Below are 20,965 nucleotides of genomic sequence, written 5' to 3'. Positions count from 1 at the left end.
TTCTGATTGAGATTACTGATCGTTCCTGGAGATACCTTAGTTCCCCAAATAGCTTCTGTGATATCCTCTACGCGGCGGACGGATACCCCGGCCAGATACATTTCGATCAGAGCTTCTTCGACGGAGCATTCTCATCCGCTTCATGATCGAGCAGGGCATTCAGCGTTTCTTCAACACTGCTGCGGACAAGATCTTTAAGATCATGCTTTATTAGGTCTTCATTTAACTGTATAATGTTATCGGACATAGTAATTGCCTCCTTGGTGGATTTTGTGTGGTAACTTAATTTTACCGATGGCAATAGACTATGTCTATTTTTGTTCAATTGATGTGAACTCTGCAAAAAAGTTACACTAAACGCCTTCAGGGATTCAGAAACGTCATGATCTCATCAAGACTCTTGCCGCTCTTGAGGTAAGCATCCATGATGACATCAGCTTCAATCCGCCGTTTCTGTTCCTGAAGTCCCTTAAGTTTGTCTGCGAGTTTATCATATCTGTCCTGCAGCCTGGACATATCGGATTTGACCTTGTTGATTTCAGCATCGATGCTTTCAGTCGATTTCTTCCTCGCCATTGTCAGGTTCCTCCTTACTCTCGAATGCTTGTGCCACGCTTAACAGTCTGCTGTACTCCTCAGCGTTTTTCCGGATATCGGCATCTCCCAGCCCGAAGGAACTGAGGATAATCTTCTGGGTTTTGGTAACTGCATGATCCAGTTTATAGGTGTTGTTATTGCGGCGGACCATCTCGATCTTTTCGAGTTCCCGGATCGCTGCCGGAACTGTCATATACTTCTGTCTGGTTTCCAATCGGATCATCTGCTCCTTAAGAAGGTTGTAAATCCGATTGCGGACGATCAGCGCAATGAACTCAAGAAAGATCTTGGACGACATACTCTCGGATGAGTGGACCCGTTCGCTCTGAGAACCGATAAAAGTCTTGTCGGAGCGGAACAGTTTCTCGGAGATATCTCTTCCTTTGTACTGAACCAATGCCTGAGTGGCTGTCATCTTCTCGGATGTGATGATGCAGAAGTATCCGCAGAGCTGCAGCTGCCGCTCGATCACATCGGTTCTTTCATCTGCACCCTGGAAATGTCCCTTCCGGTCGTAGTGCAGATGAAAGTATTCCTGATAGGTCTTGCCGAATTTTGCTTCTTTTCCGATGTGTTTGTCGAGAAACTGCCGGAACTTTTCAATCCTCTGCTCCAGGTGCTCACGCTCGGCAGCCTGTCTTGATGGATTATAAAAGATATGGAAGTATCTCTCTTTCGTATCATCCTCATAGAGTTTTGCGGCAGTCGTTGTTCCGTAAACTTTGTAAGCACGAATGGCTGATTCCCGCTTTGTTTCAAAAGTGCCCTGTTTTTCAAGGATCAATGACGAAACCAGTGCCTTGCAGCCTTTGCACATGATGATGAAAGTATAATCGTTCTCATCTATATATTGGATGTTTTCCTTACTAAAATAGCCCCGGTCAAGAATGAAACCGATCTTCTTGTAGTTATACTCCATGACCTTGTCGACCATGAAGGTGAGCTGGGAAACATCCGCAACAGAACCAGGATACTCTTCATAGAAGAGCGGCACCCGGTTGGATTTATCCATAGCGATCGAGAGATTGAATACCGGAAGGCCTTTATCGTCCTTGGCTTTTCCGAATTCAACGATGTCGATATCCCCGGCCTCGCAGTTTTTGTTGGTGGAATCATAGGAGATATAGATCCTGCTCCTGTGATCCCGGTTCTGATTCCAGTCATCCAGAAATCCGATGCACTGATCTTTCGTGATTGATTTCAGAAGCCTGCTGACCTTGGAATCGCTGTAGATCGTCATCTTCTCTGAATAGAGGGGATGAGTGAAGGCGAAATCAGGATAATACTGTCCGGCGTTTTCTTCATCGACGATCAGATAGGAAACGAGGTCCAGTATAAGGCCGGTATCATCGCCAAAACGCTTTCTGAGCATCGGCACAAGTTTATATTCATCGAGTACCTTCCGGATGATGACACACGAGCCGATCTTCAGACAGCAGCTTCGGTATGCAAACGGGAGTACATCCGGAATCTCGGCATCCGGAAAATAAACCTGAAACTTTTCGTTTGGAAACATGAGTGACGAATCCGCTGGGGATACCTTCCCGACAATCGTCCGCAGAGGGACAGCGTACTGCTTATCCGGATGGTATTCGCTGCCATACTGGTACAGGATATACGTCGTTTCACCTTTTTTCTTGGAAATGATTTTGCCTTTCATTTCCGGTATTTTGACCGTGGTATTGAGGTACATGGCTCCTCCAATATTTAGTGTAACCGTTACACTAAATATACCACTGCCGATTCATTTCTGCAATGGCTGGAACCCGCATATTTCCTTACTTTTTTAGAGTCCAAAGTTGAAATGGAACTTTTAGTGGAACTCAGTTGAAGAGTTCACAATTGAATTTGCGAAACTCATTATACGTTATCCGTTTTATTGGAAGTCAACACAAAAACAGCCCGGAAAATCAACAGTTTTCGTTGATTTTCCGGGCTATTTTGAGAAAAATCAGAGTGGAATTTTCAGTTGAGTGTGACATTTGGAAGAAGTTCAGAATCTATTGCTATTGCCAAGCAAACAAGGTTCCGCGAGTGGAACCTTGTTGAGCAACAGTTCCAATCATTTTTGGTATTATTTATATATACAATTTACCAAAAAAGTTAATTATTCATCATTTTTGCCATATTCTCCTTGCGCTATTTTGTTGTTATAACCAAATATCTGGTTATTTTTCTCATATTATTGTGTCTATTTTGGAATCAGAGTATTGAATAACTGAAATAAATAATCCGATCGGACAAAAGCAACAATATTAAAAAGTACTATCAAATCAGAGAGGGGGCGAAAATATGGTTTCTATCATCTATGATTTCACAATCGCAGCGTTAATCACCTGGATAGCGCAAATATTTCGCGCAAAAGTGCGTATTTTTCAAAAGATGTTTATTCCTGCTTCTCTATTAGGAGGCTTAATCGCGCTCTTTTTAGGTGATCAATTTCTTAATGTTCTGCATTGGTCAGAGTATTCTGGAGATTACACATGGACTTTAGTTGTCATGTCCTTTGTTGCGGTTGGTCTTCCAGGTATCACATTCAACAAAGCAGAAGGCGAACGCTTAGGAAGTTATTTTTTTTACAAACTCGCAACATGGGCACTCCAGTTTTCCATTCCGGTATTAATATGTTGTTTGTTCCTGACCAAAGCCCATATGGGCGTCAATGATGGTTTTGGCTTATTGCTAGCTGCTGGATTCATGGGTGGTCACGGAACTGCGGCTGCTGTTGGATCAACTTTTGAAAAGCTCGGATTCGTCGGTGCAACAGATATCGCGATGACATTCGCTACTGCTGGAATTATTACGGGTATTTTTGGCGGAATCATTTTTATCAAGTGGGCTGCACGAAAAGGCTATACACAATACATCAAGGATTTCAGCAATATCAGCGAAGATCTTCGTACAGGATTAATTTCTCCTGGCAATCGGGACATTATGGGGCGTAATACAATTTCCTCCATTTCCCTAGATCCACTTTTTTGGCATTTAGCCATAATGCTGATGCCGACCGCTGCTGGAATTTGGTTTTGCAGTTGGCTTGGGAATAAGACCGGAATCTGGCTTCCGGAATATGCCATTGGATTTCTCATCGCCCTTGTTATGGCCGCGCTTCTTAAACCAACAGGAATTATGGATTATGTGGATTTCCGAATCACCGACCGCATTGCTGGAACGTGCACAGATTTCATCGTTTTCTTCGGCGTTGCCAAAATTAAGATTTCTATCATTGTGGAATATGCTGTTCCCTTAGTAATCCTTTTAATTCTTGGCATTATTATCTGTTGGGCTACTGTTTACTATTTCGGACCGCGTATGAATAGGAAGAGCTGGTTTGAAAGATCTATTTTTGTCTATGGTTATTCCACCGGCGTCTTCGCAATTGGAATGTTACTCCTTCGTATTTGTGATCCTAACCAGGAATCAGGCACCCTGCCAGATACCGGATTTGTTGAATCCATCCAGACATTCTTCGAATTGATTGCATGGTCTGTCGGACCATACATGATGATGTCCGGACAGGGAATACTATTTGGTTTAGTGGCATCGGCTATAGTCATTGTTTCGCTTGTCATAGCCAAGAAATGTGGATGGTGGTATCACCTGCCTCTGGCGGGCAGAGAAGCTATCCATGAGGGACGCAGTGATTGATAACATTTAACCTACTAATAATACGCAGCATTTAGAACAGGAGGCTATTTTATGGCAAACACGAAAATTGATTTCTTATATTTAAATCAGGACGATATGGTCAAGGCAGGTGTAACAGATATGCATCGCTGTATTGGAGTAATGGAAGAAATGTTTGAGCTTCTCGGGAAAGGCGATTATTTGATGGGTGGTCCCAATCGTAATTCCCACGGGATCGAAATTACACCGCCGTTAACTTCTCCATTCCCGAATATGCCCGTTGCAAGCGCTGACCGCCGTTTTATGGCGATGCCCGCTTATCTCGGCGGCCGCTTCAATATGGCTGGCTGTAAATGGTATGGTTCAAACCGTGAAAATATCAAAAAGGGGCTTCCCAGGTCCATTTTAATGGTGACTCTTAATGATCCAGATACCGGAGCGCCAGTCGCGTATATGAGCGGTAATTTAATCAGTTCGATGAGAACTGGAGCCGTTCCGGGAGTTGGCGTAAAATATTTGGCTAACCCTGACTCAGAAGTAGTCGGTGTAATTGGCTGCGGAGTCATCAATAGAGCATGTGTAACTGCAATCAAGGATGCATGCCCGAATTTAAAGCTCGCTAAAATATATGATGTCATTCCACAGTCAGCAGAAAATATGAGTAAGTATATTCAAAAAGTATTTCCCGACATGAAAACGGTTATCACAAAAAGCATTGAAGAAACCGTCCGTGATGCTGATATCATAACCAGTGCAACATCTGGATCGGCAAAACCTTTTATTGATGATCATTGGCTCAAACCAGGGGTATTGCTCTCTCTTCCCGCAGAAATGGAAGTCCCTAAAGAATTCATGCTAAAAGCTCGAAAAATCATTGATAATAAGAAAATGCATATGCTTTGGCATGATTACAAAAAAGTTCAAGGAAACTTCCACGAATTGGTGGGAATCATCAGTAGCTATATGATGGAATATATCGATGAAGGTCTGATGACGTGGGGTGATGTCACAAACATTGGTGATATTATTGCTGGTAAAGTACCCGGTAGACAAAGTCATGATGAGCAAATCATTTTTGCGATGGGCGGAATGCCAGTATCCGATGTTGCTTGGGGAACTGAAATTTATCATAATGCGGCAAAAATGGGCATTGGAACAAAGTTAAATCTGTGGGACACACCTTACAAATTATAATTATGTAAAAAATGGAAGATACTAAATGCACTCGCAATAAGAAAATGTCTTTTGCCACTGCGGGAATCACTCTTCTCGTGTTTGCTGCAGTGGCAGCACTTCTGATTATTGGCCTTCAAGTTCAACCACACGTTGCTTTAATGGCTGGATGCGTGATCGTTTCCATCGTAGGCCTCGCTGATGGCACTTCATGGGATTCCATTGAAAAAGGGATGATCGACGGAATGAGTCAAGCATTGGGAGCTTGCGCGATTCTTGTTCTGATTGGCTGCCTGATCGGCGTATGGGTAATCAGCGGTGTAGTTCCAGCAATGATTTATTATGGCCTTAAGCTGCTCACTCCTACCAATTTTCTTGTTGGAAGTATGTTATTGAGCGGTATTGTGTCCATGGTGCTCGGTTCTTGGGGAGCTGCAGGAACAGTCGGCCTTGCCCTGGTCAGTATTGCAAAAATCATGGGATTTCCGGTCGGAATAGCAGCTGGCGCAATTATTTCAGGCTGTTATATCGGTGATAGGATATCTCCAATATCTGATATGTGTAATCTCGTTGCATCTGTCACAAATATAAGTGTAACAAAAAATTCCAAGAACGCAATTTTAATCAATTCAATTTGCATTGGGGCTACCGCACTCATTCTGGCTATCATAAGTTTGAATTATCGCAACAACTGTGATATTACAATCCAGATTGCTTCCCTATCAGAATTGATTGGAAATGTATTTCGCATCAATCTACTCGACTTTATACCGGCGATCTTGCTGTTTGGATGCATTATTATGAAGCTTTCCGCAATTCCGAGTATAACCATTGGAATTTTGGCCGGTATTTTTCAAGCTGCATTTATCCAGGGGAAAACCCTTCAAGAAATCTTCAATAGTTGCTATTACGGCAATGTCTTAAACAGTGGAAATACTTTTCTTGATTCATTACTAACAGTTGGCGGGATTGGAGCAATTCAATCAACATTAGTACTTGCATTAGTCGGCATGATGTTAGGGGGTGCTATGGAAGCAACCGGATTGATGGATGCATTTATGAATCCATTAATCCAGCGATTACATCGAAAGGGCGATATTATTCTTACAATTATTATATCAACATTATTGACCACCATGATCATGGCAGATTCTTATGTTGCTGTCGTTTTACCCGAAAGCATGTTCAAAGAGCCTTGCAAAAAACATGGTATTAGCCAACAAGAACTTGCACTTGCCATCGGAAGTGGAGCCGGTTCTTTCTCGCCTCTCATTCCTTGGAGCACTTGCGGAATTTTTCTATCAACGGTACTAGGAGTCGCTGGAGCTGAGTATATTAAATTTACATTTCTGAATATACTTGTCCCGCTGGGGATGATTCTTCTCGGCTATTTGCCCCCAAAACGCAACTCCTCAATCCATGATAACTTTATTGTTCATTAAAAATCGATTTGTGAGCTCAACACTATTAACAGATACTGGAGCCATCCGAACACCTAACTCGTTAAAAATCGCTTCTAACAGAAATAGAATTGGAAGAATAGAGAGTCTAGTAGATTCTGACCTTGCTGTAATTAGAGCACTGGTAGCAAACTTAAGCAATGATGACTTTGAATAATCCGTGATAACCAAAACCGGTATATGCTTCTGATCACAAAGTTCCGCAATTCTAATTGATGTTGTTGTCGTCGGATTGCTGGATAAAATCAATACAACATCACCCTTACTGAATTTTAGCGCTGCGTCAAAGCTTAAGCTTTCACTGAGACTCAAATTTCGAACATTGTCCAAAAATTGGCTGAGCTGTATATAAACATATTCAGCCAACGGATAAGATGTGCGAAAAGCAAGAGTATTGACTCTAGAAGCATCAAGCAAGATATCGATAAAACGGTGAAACTCCGAACGATTTATCGTCTTGGCTGTTTCCTGCATCAAGACCACAGATTCTTTGCAGCAATCATTCAAAGAATCTGTGGTTTTTTCTTTTGTTATTTTATCCGGCCAAAAAAAGGGATTTGACACATGATCCGCGACAAAGTGGACAGTCATCGATTCATATAATTTTTGTTTAAAGCAAATATAGGAATCGAATCCTAATTCATTGATAAAGCGCATTATTGTTGCACGTCCAACCGAGGCACGATCTGATAGCTCATTGATCGGCATAGTACATACAGTCTGGGCATTCGCCATAATATAATGACATAGGTGCTTTTGTCTTGAGGGGAGCGTTCCGTATAGTACTTTTATCTTTGCAATTAAATTCTCTGAATCTGTCATAACAAACACCCCTCCCACCTCTGCTGGATTCAACCCCTTACCATTATAAATCGCTCTGTTCGGATCGCCCCCTGAACAGACACAATTTTTATTTTAAAACTATTCTGTTAATTTACAATAAATGTGCACTCATTCACCGGAGCATATCCCCTTTGATTCATCGATTAATTCCGATTCTTAATATATGAGTAGAGGCTTTCATAGTCTCTGCTCTTTCTTTATGATGAAGGTGATTGGTCTGACGTAATTTCCGATTGGGACACCACGCCCGAAGTTAAATGTGTCAGCCCGCCTTCATCGTTCTACATTCGATTCAGCAAGTTGGGAAAGAATGCTTCTCCCGTTTAACGAAAGAATATGAGTGAACCTTGAAGAGCTGGATCCAATCATAAACCACTTACGAAAGGAGCGTCTTTCTCATGATTGCTGTTGGTATTGATGTATCAAAATCTAAGAGTACAGTCGCCATTCTCAATGGGGATGGCAGCATCCGTGCCAAACCTTTTGATGTCCACCATGTCGCTGATGAGCTGCAGGCATTGGTAGATTACATCAAGAGGACTTCCGAACCTCCAACCATTCTTATGGAGCCTACCAGCCACTATCATTATCCACTTCTGAAAGCCTTTCAGGAAGCGGAACTCCCAGTCTGTCTGATCAATCCATACCAGATGAAGAAGTATGGCGATACCGAACTCAGAAAGGCGAAAACGGACAAACGTGATTCTCTGCGAATCGCTCAGTATGCCCTTGAGAAGTCCTATTCGCTGATTCCTTACACTCCTCAGGATCAGAAGTATGAAGATCTCCGTTTTCTGTCCAGGCAATACAGTCAGAGGATATCAACCCTAACTGTTGCCAAAGTTCAGCTGCTCAGCCTTCTGGATGAAACAATGCCCGGCATTACGACCATTCTCCCTCTTAAAAGCAGGGATCCCGACAACTGTGTGCTTCTGCGTTTCATTAAGCGTTTCAAGTCTTTCGATGTAATCCGTAAGATGGGCAAGACACGTTTCCTGGACAGCTATCAGGTCCTCGTCAAGAAGACAAAGGATCGTTTTGCCGGTTCTAAGGGACTTGCTATCTATGAGTTGGTCCTTAACAGTGTTACCACCCGTGGAGAAAATCCCTTATCCGCAATGACTCAGGATCAATGTGTTGATCTCGTATCCACATCTCAGAAAGCTGCCGATGAGATCAATCTTCAAATGCGGATCATAGCAGAGACCATGCCGGAGTACAAAGTGCTTCGTTCTATGGCCGGCGTGGGGGACCGACTGGGACCGATCATTCTTGGAGAAATCGGTGACATTCGCCGTTTTCACAGTGGCAAAGCACTCAATGCTTATGTCGGCAATGATGCTCCGCCATATCAGTCCGGACAATTCGAGAGCCGGAATCGTCACATCTCCAAACGTGGCAACCCGGCTCTAAGAAAAGCTTGTTTTGAGGTAATGCAGGCTCTCAAACTGACAAAACCTCAGGACGATCCTGTTTACCTTTTTCTGCTCAAAAAGGAACAGGAAGGGAAACCATACAACGTAGCCAAAATGGCTGCCGTCAATAAGTTTCTGCGGATCTACTACGCTCGTGCAATGGAGTTGTACAAGTAAATCCGTCCGCTTTCATTATAGCCGTTAACTGCCGGCCTGCAACAGCAGGTCTTATTAAGGTTACTCTCTTTTTGTTCTCAAGGTTCTCAAAATCTTCAAAAATCCGCTTGACAAACATTAGCAAGATTTATCTGGCCATAATAGGCATTTTTGCCATGCTTGCGATAGTAATGTTTATCGAGAATCCGCTGAGGACACGGTTCCACCTCCGGATTATTTTTCTCAGTTAATGCAGCCATTTTCGCAACTATCTCCAGATAGGCTGCATTATGTACCGCATCTATTGGATCTTTGCCCCATGTGAATGGCCCGTGATTCTTGCATAAAACTGCCGGAACCGATTCTGGATCTATTGTACGCTCGACAAAGGTTTCCGTGATAACAACACCTGTATTATATTCATACCCTTCATCGATTTCTGTTTGTGTAAGAGAACGTGTACAAGGAATCGCCCCATAAAAATAATCCGCATGTGTTGTCCATATGCAGGGATATCTCTCCCCGACTGAGCCCATCCACAATCAACATAATACCGAGGAGGATGAACAAATGGCTCACCTCAATATTACATTGAATCAGGAGGGAATTCTACAGCTTCTTTCAAAAGATCATGATCAGGCGTTCCGCGAGTTGCTCCGGAGCAGCCTTAACAGCATACTGATGGCGGAATCCACCGCCCAGCTTAAAGCAGAGCCATATGAGCGGTCAGAAGAGCGCACAGACAGCCGCAACGGCACACGGGAGCGTGAACTTAAGACCCGGATAGGGCGGATCACATTAACGGTACCCAGGCATCGCAACATCCCGTTCAAGACCCTTGTCTTTGAGAACTATTCTCGGAGTGAAGCCGCTTTGATTGCCAGCATGGCAGAGATGGTTGTCAGCGGCGTAGCGACCCGCAAGGTATCAAAAACTCTCTGCGGAACATCCTTCTCGAAATCTTCCGTCTCGGAAGTCTGCAAGGATCTGGATCAAAGAGTCGAGGAATTCCGTAACAGACCGTTGTCTGGCAACTATCCGTTTCTGACGGTAGACGCAACGTATTTCAAGGTCAGGGTCAATCATAGAATTATCTCTAGAGCTTTCATGATCGCCTATGAGACAAGCCAGGACGGCCATCGTGAAATTCTCGGCTTCGGCGTGTTCGATAACGAATCGAAGCCTGCTTGGAATGCTTTCCTCCAAAGCCTGAAAGATCGCGGCCTCAAGGATCTTCTGATGATTACCTCGGATGCCCACGAAGGCATCCAGGATGCTATCAGCAAGGTGTTCCCGGATGTTCCGTGGCAGCGCTGCCAGTTTCATTTTTCGAAGAATATCTCGGAAAAAGCGCCTAAGAAATATCAGGCGGGGATCCGCCAGAACTTCAGGAGATGTGGAACTGCAACACGATAGATGACGCTCGAAAAAAGCGGGATGCGATCATCGCCGATTACAAGGACGTCGCTGAATCTGCCATGATGTGCCTGGATGAAGGGTTCGAAAGTGCCATGACTGTTATGACGCTTCCGAAATACCTTCGGAAATATTTCAGGACGTCGAACCACATAGAGCGGTTAAACAAAGAGCTGAAACGCCGTTCTTCCGTCATCGGGATCTTTCCAAATGAAAGCTCACTGCTGCGATTGATGGGTTCTGTTTTGTTGGAAAGGAACGATGCTGAAAACGCCAGGAAGGCTATATTCAGCCCGGCGACATATGCGGCGCTGATCAATTCCAGCACGGTCACTGACCTGAGGCAAATGGCAGAGGAACAACAAAAACTCAGAGCCGCCTGAGATATAGCACTCTTTCAGGCGCCGTCAAGGGAGCCTCGTCGAGGTTGCACTTACCGTGCACCCTTGACGCACCTTCAAGAGAGCTTGTGGACAGCCAAGGGATGCAAGGCATCCCCCGGTGCCACAGGCACCTAAGAGAAAATCAATTTACACACAAATTTGGACTTGACTCCGGAACCTCTCAAAACATAACCTTTAGTATTTCGTCCTTCGTAATGCCTCCAAACATAGATGCAAGGTCAAAACGATCCAGCACCGGTGCTACATCCGCCTTCCGAAAGACACACCCAATGAGCGCATTTGTCAAGGGAGTTATAGGACTGGTCGCCAAGAAATCGCCATAAAACACAATTTCCCGAATCAATCCGCTTTCAACGGCTGCTCGGAATTTCAAAATACCCGCATCATATCGCTGCTTATTTGTCACGTTATATCGGGGCGATCTGCCAAAATTCCATTCCCAAGTATCATATTTACTTATCTTCAGCCTATCTACCTCCTCCAATTCAGACGCCGTTAAAGTGTCACAAACAATGCCTCCCCCCGCGAGGAAATCTTTCAGGTATGCCCAGAATCCCGAAAGTTCCATGTCTTTAGGTAAAAAATCCCGTATATTACCGATGCGGCTGCGAACTGATTTAGAACTTTTCGACTGAAATTTGCTAGGATCTACGTGCAGGGCATTGGCCACTAAGTCATGATTGGTATCAAATAATAGTGTTCCATGATGCAGAATGCGATTTTTGAAGATTCGTTGCGCTGTGCCAGAAACCTTGCGGCCATTTACCAAAATATCGTTTCGACCAGATACTTCAGCGTTGAGTCCTAACCCTTTAAGGGCTTCAACAATCGGCCTTGTGAACCGTCCAAACGCTAATTTATTCTCCCCTAAGTCAGAAATAAAAGAGTAATTTAAATTTCCAAGATCATGATACACAGCACCCCCACCCGTTGAGCGCCGAACCACATGAACCCGATGTTCTTCCACAAAATTGCGGTTTATTTCTTCTTCAGCATTCTGGTTTAGTCCGAGAACAATTGTATTATCATTTTGCCAAAGGATCAGACAGTCCCCCTCCATGCGGTGCGTTAGAACAAATTCCTCAAACGCCAAATTATAATATGGGTTTATAGAGCCGGTTTCAAAATAAAACATTTGATGATTCATATGATTTTCTCTCGTTCTTAAACTTCCACATACTGGTATGGTTTATCCAGAACGGCTATCTTCCCCTTGCTCGGGTTCCACTGGCGCAAATTATGTGATAATAATGAGCGGATTTTCCACCGATCGTCTCGCTGAGACGGAACATGATAGATGCAAAAAATATCCGGTTTTAATATCCCCTTAAAAAAAGTCCCTGTCTGAAGTGCACTGAAAAAAAGAGGATTAATAAAAGCTACATCAATATGAACTTGAGAAAGCTGTTCAAACCTCTCTTTTGTATAATCTACATCAGCAGTCAAAAATATACTTTTTTTACCGATTGTTATCAGATAGCAGCTGTGCGGCACATTCCAATAGCTTTTATCAATATGCCGTGTAAAATATGGTCGAATCTCAATTCCGCCTGGAATAGAAAAATCCTCCATTTGCATTCCTGGCGTAAAATGAGTCCACCATATCCCATGATCCTCCAAAAATATCTTTAAATTTTCTTCACACCGTGATTCCATAGTCGGCAAGAAAACTCGTCTGACAGGGCGATGCCAAATATACTCCTTCAGCCACTCAGGTGAAAAATGATCCGGATGATTATGGGTGAACAACAATGTATCTACACCATCAAAAGGGTGTTCTCCTGCAAGCATTGCAGACCATACAGCTTTTGGGGGATTAGTAAATGGATCTGTGGTATGGTAGATGGCATCTACCAAAATTTTTACCCCGCTGTATTCCACGAGAAGACCGGCATTAGAAACCAATGTTGCTCTAACCACTTTCTCCATACAGCCCTCCTCAATGCCCATTTGTCATTTATTCAAATTAAGCAATCCCCATCGCCTTTTCCGGCTTTTTCTCACATATACAAGCCGCCGTTAACATTCATATAGTCACCTGTGACGTAGGAAGAAAGATCACTGGCGTAAAATAACACGGCATTGGCAACATCTTCTGCTGTACCATATCGCCCCATAGGAATATACGTTTTCGGATCTACTTTTGACCAAGAAAGTGCTCTCCCCATTGGAGTGAGGATATTACCAGGACATACTGCATTAGAAGTAATATGATATGGAGCGCCGCGGAGAGCAAAGCACTTGCTAAGATTCAAGATCCCTGCTTTTGCGCAGGCATAAGAAGCATCAGAGCTCCTGCCTCCACGCAATGCTGCAAGTGAAGACATGTGAACCAGTTTGCCATAATTCTGATCTTTCATAATGCAGAATACAGCCTGCGTCACAAAAAACATGGACTTTAGGTCGATGTCCATCATTCGATCCCAACCTGCCAAGGTGATTTCTTCAATCGGCGTGGAGCCAGTGACACCTGCTACATTCACCAAGATATCAATATGGCCGAACATCGATTTAGCTTCAGCAATTTTTCCCGAAATGGTATCAAACTCTGCCACATTAAATTCCAATGCGCATGCCTCACCATCATGAATATTGATGTCGCTCGCCACGCTATTGGCCGCATCAAGATTCATATCCGCAATAATAACTTTAGCTCCATATTCCGCTAAACGTTTCGCACTAGCTTCTCCGATTCCCCTTCCGCCGCCCGTGACTAGAGCCACTTTATCCGTCAACAGCATATTAACTCCTTTATCCCTTGTGGATTGAAATGCCAAATGCGTCCAACGCAGCTTCCCGCAGCATTTCACACAAAGATGGGTGTGCTACCACTATCTGTTTCCACTGCTTCAACGTCAGACGATCTCGAACTGCATCTGCCCCAAAAGCTATCATCTCTGATGCGTTTTCGCCCACTACAGTTACACCTAAAGTGATTTTTGTTATCTTATCCATTACAACGTATACGCTGCCGGAAGCCCCTTCCGCTAATGCCATTCCGTTGGCGTTATAGTCAAAACTGCCAAGGCAGGGGGAATATCCTCTTTTTTTTGCCCCCTCTGTAGTCAATCCAACCGTCGCAAAGCATGGAATAGTATATATGCAGACAGGAACAGGCACGGTACCATACGATTCATCCTGCCCAAGTATGTCGGCCAGGGCTGCTTCAGCCTCAGCATAAGCGGCATGCGCCAACTGATATCCGCCCGCCACATCACCGATGGCGTACACACCATCCAAATTTGTCCGTTGATGGGCATCCACGGCAATATATTTACCATTCATGGCAAGTTTTAAAGCATCGGTATCAATCCCGCAAAAATTGGGCTTCCGTCCCGCTGCCATTAGTACCAATTCTGAATCTACCAATCCCTCCTTTCCATCTTTCTCGTATACAGCCCTCTGCCCCGAGCCAGTTTCTTCGACTCTCAGCACCTTAGTACCGGTGAGCAGACTAATCCCTTGCTGCTTTAGAAATTTTTCCAACGCTTGAACCGCCTCTTTCTGCTCTACGGGCAACAGTTCCGGCATTAGCTCTACTATTGTCACCTCTGTTCCGTATGCTGAGAAAGCGCATGCCAGTTCCAATCCTATAACGCCGCCACCAATCACTACCATTGATCGGGGTAGAGTTTTCAAATTCAACGCTCCTGTCGAATCAATACACAGCTCATGGCCCGGAATTGGAATCGGCATAGGCTGAGAGCCAGTAGCAATAACCACATATTTGCCCTGATACTCCTTACCACAACAGGTCACAATGTGGTCATCTTTCAATGTCGCTGTTCCTAAGACCACCGTGACTTGATTCTTTTTCAGAAGGAACTGCACGCCACCTACCAGCTTATCGACAACCTCTCTACTTCCCGACTGAATCTTCTTAAAACTAAACGTCCCGGCATCTCGAAAAATATCCTTATTGACTAGGGATCGAACCTTCTCCATAGTTATCGCTTTATCCAATAGATACTTGGTAGGGATGCACCCGACATTTAGGCAAGTACCACCCACACGTTCTTTTTCAAATAAGGCTACTTTCATACCAGCTTTTGCGGCAGCAAGACTTAGAGAATATCCCCCCGGTCCTCCACCAATCACCAGAATATCAAATTGTTCCATGACTATCCTCCCTAACTCACCCCAATAAAAGTAATGGGTTTTCCATGAGCATCTTCAGTTCCCGCAAAAACTGGGCGCCATAAGCGCCATCGATAATACGATGATCAAACGAGCCGGTGATAGTCATTTTAGGAACCGGTTGAAACAGCTTTCCATCCCATACCGGCCGTGGTTCAATCTTTCCAACCGCCAAGATGCAACTCTCTGGCGGATTTACGATTGCAATAAAGTGATCCACATCGTACATCCCCAAGTTAGAGATCGTAATGCTTCCGCACCCCATCTCATCAATCTCCAAACAATTGTTACGAGCTTTTTGGATCACGTTCTTGTAAGCTGTCGCGATCTCTTCCAGATTCTTACTGTCAATTTCCTTTACGACAGGCACCACCAACGCTCCATCCAAGCCGACAGCCAACCCAATATTAGTATGCCTGAATATCCGAACCTCATTTTCTTCATACCGGGCTCTAACCAAAGGATATTTTCGCGCCGCTACAGCAATGGCCTTTGCTATGATATCGTTATAGGATAGATTAACACCTCTCTTCGTTTTGAATGTATCCCGTAAAGCCATGCTCGCTGACATATCCACACTCACTGTACACTGCCATGCCGGGATATTCTGAGCAGATTCCTGCATTCGCCGACATATAACCGTCCGCATCCTGGTCATAGGCATGACTTCATATGTCCCCCCTGGTGCAGAAACAGATTTTGTCACAGCTGCATCCTGATATGTTTTTAACTTTTGTTCTACATCCTGCCGCTTTACAAATAAGCCATTAGATGCGGGCACTGTAGTGATATCCAATTTCATTTCATTTGCCAGCATTTTAGCGTTAGGCATAGCGGGGAAATGCGATAATCCCCCATTCTCATCAACCGCAATAGTTTTAGCCTCTCTCTCAGCGGCAAGATTCTTGACAATAGGCAGATACTCCTCTTGCCTTGCGAGGCCAATTGGTACTTGCGCAGCAAGGTTTTTTTTCACCGCAGCATCACTCCGGTGATACACAGCTGAATCTTCCGCCTTTCCGATAACAGCCAGAATTGTTCCTGCTGCTACAGTATCTCCTTCGGACACAAGCACATCAAATACTTGACCCGAGGCAAAGCTCTCTATCGGTAAAACAGCCTTATCCGTCTCCGCTTCCAGCAGCACATCCCCCCGTTTCACGGTATCGCCAACCGTCACATTCACTTTGACGATAGTAGCCTCATCCGTGGTCTGCCCGGCAGCAGGCATTTTGATTTCCTGAATCATGTGCTATCCCTCGCTTTCTGACTCGTTAAACTAAATCACTAAATCAAAGCTTAGCCAACTTCCGTGCCGCATCAGCAATCCTCTGTTTAGATGGAACCACATAACTTTCCAACGCAGGGCAGAATGGAATGGGTGTATCTGGCGCTGTTACACGCACAACTGGCGCATCAAGCAGTGTAATAGCGTTCTCGGCTATCCAGGATGCCAGTTGTGCCCCCCACCCGCCAGTGTAAGTATCCTCATGTATGATCATCAATTTACCTGTCTTTTCAAGAGATCTTGTCACTGTTTGATAATCAAATGGTACTAGAGTTCGCGGATCAATAATCTCGCAACTGATACCTTCTGCTTCCAATTCCTCAGCTGCCTGCATAGCCTTATACCACATCAACATATTCGCTACTATCGTGATATCCTTACCTTCCCTTCGAACAGCTGCCTGGCCAAACGGAATGGTATAATCCGTCTCTGGCACTTCACCAGCGGCGCTAAGCTGGCCTGCTTCTTTTCTTTTGCCACCGTAGAGCAATTTATGCTCAAATACCAGCACCGGATTTTCATCCCGTATGGCCTGTTTCATCAGCCCCTTAGCGTCATAGGGAGTAGATGGACAGATTACTTTTAATCCAGGCACATGAATAAAATAACTCTCGAGGCTTTGCGCGTGCTGCGCCCCTCGATTAGTCGCCCCACAAGGAGCCCGCATCACCATGGGAACATGAACCTTTCCATCAGACATGTAGCACATCTTTGCCGCTTGGTTTACTAACTGATCCATCATACAGAACAGGAAATCTCCGTACTGCAAGTCTGCCACCGGCCGCATTCCCGCCATAGCAGAGCCCACACATACTCCTGCGATTAAAATTTCAGAAATAGGGGTGTTGATCACTCGATCATCACCAATATTCTCCGTGCCTTTCAGTTCAAAGTTGCCGCCATCCAACGCTACCCGTACATTGGCGCCAAACTCCTCTCCAAGCCCTTTAGTGACTGTAAACGCTCCGCCCATACCGCCGGGAATATCCTCATCCTCCCCAATACAGTAAACGGAGGAATCTCTGCGCATTTCTTCCTGGATTGCACACTTGTATGCATCTGCAATTGACATAATTGCCATAGCTTCAACCCTCCATATAAACATTTTTCAATGCGGACTCATAGCTGGGCAACGGCGCATTCTTTGCATACTCCACCGCGTCTTCAATTTCCTGATCAATAATCATCTCTTCTTTTTCAAGTTCTTTCTCGCTAATGACCCCATGTTCCAAAATTCTCTTGCGAAAGTTTTTTACCGGATCGCGATCCTGTATCCATAATTTTTCTTCGTCCTTCGGTCGGTAACCACACGCATCATTTCGAGAATGACCACCATGACGATATGTTTTCAATTCAATAATGGTAGCACCTCCACCCGCACGAGCGCGTGTAATGGCGCGAGCCGCCGCGTCATTAACTGCCAAAACATCATTTCCATCCACCACTTCACTGGGGATTCCATATACTGCCGCCCGATCTGCTGCTACGTTTTCCTGGCAACAGGTAAGCAAAATAGACGTCGTTGCAGAATACATGTTGTTTTCGCAAACAAAGATTACGGGGAGCTTCCACAGCCCAGCTGCATTCATTGTCTCGTGATATGAGCCTTCGTTTGAGGCTCCATCGCCAAAGAAGCAAACTACCACGCTATCTTTCTTCTTCATTTTAAAAGCGAGCCCCACCCCAGCAGCAATAGGCAAATTGCCACCCACGATAGCATTAGCAGGAAGTGCGCCTACATTAATGTCGCCAGTATGCATGGCGCCACCCTTACCACCGCAACATCCATCTGCTTTGCCAAACATCTCGCACATCATAGCCTTTACGCTGATCCCCTTAGCGATATCATGCCCCGCTGGCCGATGTGTAGAGGCCATCCAGTCATCTTTTCGCAGATCATACAGCATTCCTACTGCGCAGGCCTCCTCTCCAGTACTCTGATGAATGGTTCCAGGCATGATTCCCTCTAAAAAGAGATAGTAGATGCTCTCCTCATACTTACGTATTTGATACATTTTTTTGTACATACCCAAAGCTTTTTCATTAGAAGGAAAATCACTCACATCGGCACCTCCTCGTCGAATTTATTAGTAATATGTATCTTTATATATTACTAATATATAACCAATCCCGCCATATTGTCAAGTGCGCTCGTATGATTAATCAGAATTTGTCCGGCACAGCAAGCAAATTCCACAAAATATCATTATTGCTCTATTTTTCGTGCGCATTATTGCCAAATTTAGCCCAAATAAATCTGTCATTTTGTAAAAATTAAAATTATTTTTAATATTCTCTTGCAATATGCTTGTTTGACAGACTATAATTGAATCATGAGTTTTCCGAATTATATTACTAATATTACTGTAGACTTTTCTAAGCGCTCACCGATATGGAACACAGAGAAATGAAGAAGGAGGGATTATGGCAAAAATCTACCTCATCCGCCATTGTGAATCCGAGGGAAATGCCTGCAGACGCGCACAAGCACAAACCGATGCGCTTGTTACCCGACGAGGATACGAGCAAAACGAAATGCTACGTCGCCGGTTCGACGGGATTCCCATCGACGCGCTTTACAGCAGTGATGCATTCCGTTCCATTATGACTCTCACCCCCATCTCGCGAGAGCGGCATCTCCCCATCAAGATTCGCATTTCTCTCCGCGAAATCACAACTGGTATATGGGAAGATTGCGCTTGGGGCAATATCGCTAAGGACTACCCCTCAGAATACAAAGTTTGGACAGAAACTCCATGGATTACTACAGCACCTGGCGCTACCACCTTTCAACAAGCAGCAGATCGAGTAATTTTTTGTTTGAGGCGCATAGCATCAGAAATAGGAGACGGAACAGCCTTAGTCGTATCTCATTCGTGTAGCATCAAGGCATCTCTTTGTGTGATGATGAACAAATCTTTAACCGAGGTAGCAAAAGTCGGGCACGGAGAAAATACTTCTGTTAGCCTATTGGAGATCGACCCTGACGGCACAATCCATGTTGCTTACACTAACGACGATTCTCATCTCCCTCAACGGTTACACCGAACATGGAATGGCGTTGCGGGCAGCGATATCAATATGGTCACAGAGCCGTGGATTCCTGAACAGCAAACAGATATTCTGCTGTCCCTGGCCAAAGCGGAACATCAGGAGCGGGGTGCATTTTTTGACAGGAATGCTTATCTGGCCTGTGCTCGTCAAAAATCAGCCCAATGCCCCGGCTCTATCGCCATTACTTATTTAAAAAATGAGCCGGTAGGATTTGTCCGATGGGGGGAAAATGCAGAGTTACCTGATGACACAGGTGTTTTAGAACGCTATTATGTAATTCCTCGACTTCAAGGTCGCGGCTATGGGGAGCAACTTCTGGGCTATGCAGCTCATGAGATGCGTTATGCCGGCAAGAGAACCATTGCTGTTCGCCAAGAATGCTCTACTGAGGAACGCCGATCCTTAGGACGTTTTCCTTTTCATGAAATGAACGGGCACCCCGAATACGCAGAGTTAGAGTTATTCACTCCGCCCTGCCCGTATCCCATCTTAGCTTAAAAAACATCTCTTATGGGGGAATACTATGAGTAAAAATAGGATCTACATATCTACTCTGTGCATTAAGTTTGAGGATTACGAATGGCTCAAAACCTGTCTAGATAATTTTCACGATTTCCCCGTGGGTATCGAACACGCCACCTGGTGGAAACTGCAGCCAAAGTTGCCAGATTTATTAGACACAAAGAAACCCCTATTCTATGGAATGCCCACGACCATCCACGCACCTTTCCACGAAATCTGCAACATACCCGGCAGTCCCGAAGAAAAAGAAATGCTTGAAACTTTTAATCGCGCCTGCCGAGTTTACCACGAATGCAACGCTACCTCCATGGTTATGCATACCAACGAGAACCATTTTCCAGAGATAGACCTCCCGGCTATGCGAGCGCGGTCTAAAGAAATGATCCTCTTCTGGCACGAACGATTCAAAGCCCAGGGCATACGAATGACGGTAGAAAATGTAGGCTTTCCAAAAAAGGACAATTTGCTTTTTGACTATCCTCATTTCATCCAGCTCTTCAATGAATTACCAGATGATATTGGGTGTCTCATTGACACCGGACATGCCATGTTAAACAATTGGGATATACCAGCCTTGATCAAAACACTCGGTTCTCGAATCCGAGGCTATCATCTTAATAACAATGATGGTGTGAACGATGCCCATTATCCTACTTTTGCACCTGATGGTTTCCTGCCCCCGGAAAAGATGGAAGAGATTATTGCAACCATCGCCCAGTATTCCCCGGATGCTGATTTAATTCTGGAATATATGTTCGGTGACCGGATCAGTGAGGAACAAATCCACAGCGACATTCGACATGTCGCTAATCTAATAGAAGAAAATCGCCGGAAACAGCCCTGAATCACCACAAGAAGGAGGGAATCTCGTCT

General features: G+C 44.6%; 17 protein-coding genes and 2 pseudogenes. 7 read left to right on the top strand and 12 right to left on the bottom strand.

The window, feature by feature from the left end:
• From ISF27_RS05840 to ISF27_RS05830, 3 genes and pseudogenes are all read right to left on the bottom strand, one after another.
• Nucleotides 1-247: pseudogene (locus ISF27_RS05840) on the bottom strand (transposase); the annotation flags it as partial.
• A gap of 116 nt (nt 248-363) precedes the next feature.
• Nucleotides 364-576, bottom strand: a complete 213-nt coding sequence (locus tag ISF27_RS05835; protein ID WP_194610096.1) for a hypothetical protein — start codon at nt 574-576, stop codon at nt 364-366.
• Complete coding sequence (locus ISF27_RS05830; protein WP_235986045.1) at nt 554-2,257, bottom strand: IS1634 family transposase; 1,704 nt, start codon at nt 2,255-2,257, stop codon at nt 554-556. The genes ISF27_RS05835 and ISF27_RS05830 overlap by 23 nt, the downstream gene beginning before the upstream one ends.
• Before the next feature lie 632 nt (nt 2,258-2,889).
• Between ISF27_RS05830 and ISF27_RS05825 the strand changes: the two genes are divergently transcribed.
• Genes ISF27_RS05825 through ISF27_RS05815 form a run of 3 tightly spaced genes read left to right on the top strand, consistent with a single transcriptional unit; the run spans nt 2,890 to nt 6,839 of the window.
• Nucleotides 2,890-4,245, top strand: a complete 1,356-nt coding sequence (locus ISF27_RS05825; protein ID WP_194610092.1) for a sodium/glutamate symporter — start codon at nt 2,890-2,892, stop codon at nt 4,243-4,245.
• 51 nt (nt 4,246-4,296) lie between these two features.
• Nucleotides 4,297-5,418: a tyramine oxidase subunit B gene (locus tag ISF27_RS05820; RefSeq protein ID WP_194610090.1), complete on the top strand. Its 1,122-nt coding sequence runs from the start codon at nt 4,297-4,299 to the stop codon at nt 5,416-5,418.
• Between the two features lie 11 nt (nt 5,419-5,429).
• Complete coding sequence (locus tag ISF27_RS05815; protein ID WP_194610088.1) at nt 5,430-6,839, top strand: Na+/H+ antiporter NhaC family protein; 1,410 nt, start codon at nt 5,430-5,432, stop codon at nt 6,837-6,839.
• Here ISF27_RS05815 and ISF27_RS05810 read toward each other — a convergent pair.
• The gene (locus tag ISF27_RS05810) at nt 6,810-7,679 is read right to left on the bottom strand and encodes a MurR/RpiR family transcriptional regulator (protein ID WP_194610086.1); all 870 of its coding nucleotides are present in this window, start codon (nt 7,677-7,679) and stop codon (nt 6,810-6,812) included. The two genes, ISF27_RS05815 and ISF27_RS05810, sit on opposite strands and share 30 nt — an antisense overlap.
• Nucleotides 7,680-8,098: 419 nt before the next feature.
• Here ISF27_RS05810 and ISF27_RS05805 point away from each other — a divergent pair, with 419 nt between their 5' ends.
• Nucleotides 8,099-9,292 (top strand): IS110 family RNA-guided transposase, encoded by a 1,194-nt coding sequence (locus ISF27_RS05805; RefSeq protein WP_194610083.1) that lies wholly within the window; start codon nt 8,099-8,101, stop codon nt 9,290-9,292.
• Nucleotides 9,293-9,387: 95 nt separating this feature from the next.
• Here ISF27_RS05805 and ISF27_RS05800 read toward each other — a convergent pair whose 3' ends face one another.
• Nucleotides 9,388-9,807 (bottom strand): class II aldolase/adducin family protein, encoded by a 420-nt coding sequence (locus ISF27_RS05800; protein WP_407926057.1) that lies wholly within the window; start codon nt 9,805-9,807, stop codon nt 9,388-9,390.
• Between ISF27_RS05800 and ISF27_RS05795 the strand changes: the two are divergent.
• Nucleotides 9,776-11,070, top strand: a pseudogene (locus tag ISF27_RS05795) (IS256 family transposase). The gene ISF27_RS05800 and the pseudogene ISF27_RS05795 sit on opposite strands and share 32 nt — an antisense overlap.
• Before the next feature lie 181 nt (nt 11,071-11,251).
• Here the strand turns inward: ISF27_RS05795 and ISF27_RS05790 are convergent.
• The 7 genes from ISF27_RS05790 to ISF27_RS05760 all read right to left on the bottom strand — a co-directional run bounded on the left by ISF27_RS05790 (nt 11,252) and on the right by ISF27_RS05760 (nt 18,579).
• Nucleotides 11,252-12,238 carry a lipoate--protein ligase gene (locus ISF27_RS05790; protein ID WP_235986044.1) on the bottom strand — a complete coding sequence of 329 codons (987 nt, stop codon included), beginning with the start codon at nt 12,236-12,238 and terminating at the stop codon, nt 11,252-11,254.
• Nucleotides 12,239-12,255: 17 nt separating this feature from the next.
• A complete protein-coding gene (locus ISF27_RS05785; protein ID WP_194610081.1) occupies nt 12,256-13,020 on the bottom strand; it encodes an MBL fold metallo-hydrolase in 765 nt (254 codons plus the stop codon).
• Nucleotides 13,021-13,091: 71 nt separating this feature from the next.
• Nucleotides 13,092-13,826 (bottom strand): SDR family NAD(P)-dependent oxidoreductase, encoded by a 735-nt coding sequence (locus ISF27_RS05780; RefSeq protein ID WP_194610079.1) that lies wholly within the window; start codon nt 13,824-13,826, stop codon nt 13,092-13,094.
• 16 nt (nt 13,827-13,842) lie between these two features.
• Nucleotides 13,843-15,210, bottom strand: coding sequence for a dihydrolipoyl dehydrogenase (gene lpdA, locus ISF27_RS05775; protein WP_194610077.1), 1,368 nt, complete (start codon nt 15,208-15,210; stop codon nt 13,843-13,845).
• A gap of 16 nt (nt 15,211-15,226) precedes the next feature.
• Nucleotides 15,227-16,477 (bottom strand): dihydrolipoamide acetyltransferase family protein, encoded by a 1,251-nt coding sequence (locus ISF27_RS05770; protein ID WP_194610075.1) that lies wholly within the window; start codon nt 16,475-16,477, stop codon nt 15,227-15,229.
• Nucleotides 16,478-16,520: 43 nt separating this feature from the next.
• Nucleotides 16,521-17,597: an alpha-ketoacid dehydrogenase subunit beta gene (locus ISF27_RS05765; protein ID WP_194610073.1), complete on the bottom strand. Its 1,077-nt coding sequence runs from the start codon at nt 17,595-17,597 to the stop codon at nt 16,521-16,523.
• A gap of 4 nt (nt 17,598-17,601) precedes the next feature.
• Entirely contained in the window at nt 17,602-18,579 is a 978-nt protein-coding gene (locus tag ISF27_RS05760) for a thiamine pyrophosphate-dependent dehydrogenase E1 component subunit alpha (RefSeq protein ID WP_328701524.1), read from the bottom strand.
• 361 nt (nt 18,580-18,940) lie between these two features.
• On the opposite strand from ISF27_RS05760, the gene ISF27_RS05755 reads away from it, so the two are divergent.
• Together ISF27_RS05755 and ISF27_RS05750 are read left to right on the top strand one after the other, a co-directional pair.
• Complete coding sequence (locus ISF27_RS05755) at nt 18,941-20,068, top strand: GNAT family N-acetyltransferase (RefSeq protein ID WP_194610071.1); 1,128 nt, start codon at nt 18,941-18,943, stop codon at nt 20,066-20,068.
• A 25-nt stretch (nt 20,069-20,093) separates the two neighbouring features.
• Complete coding sequence (locus tag ISF27_RS05750) at nt 20,094-20,936, top strand: sugar phosphate isomerase/epimerase family protein (RefSeq protein ID WP_194610069.1); 843 nt, start codon at nt 20,094-20,096, stop codon at nt 20,934-20,936.
• Nucleotides 20,937-20,965 lie beyond the last annotated feature (29 nt).

The organism is Clostridium vitabionis (genome assembly GCF_015351765.1).
In the GTDB taxonomy this organism is placed as follows: Bacteria; Bacillota; Clostridia; order Lachnospirales; family Lachnospiraceae; genus Clostridium_R; species Clostridium_R vitabionis.
This window is presented reverse-complemented; position numbering and strand designations above follow the sequence as displayed.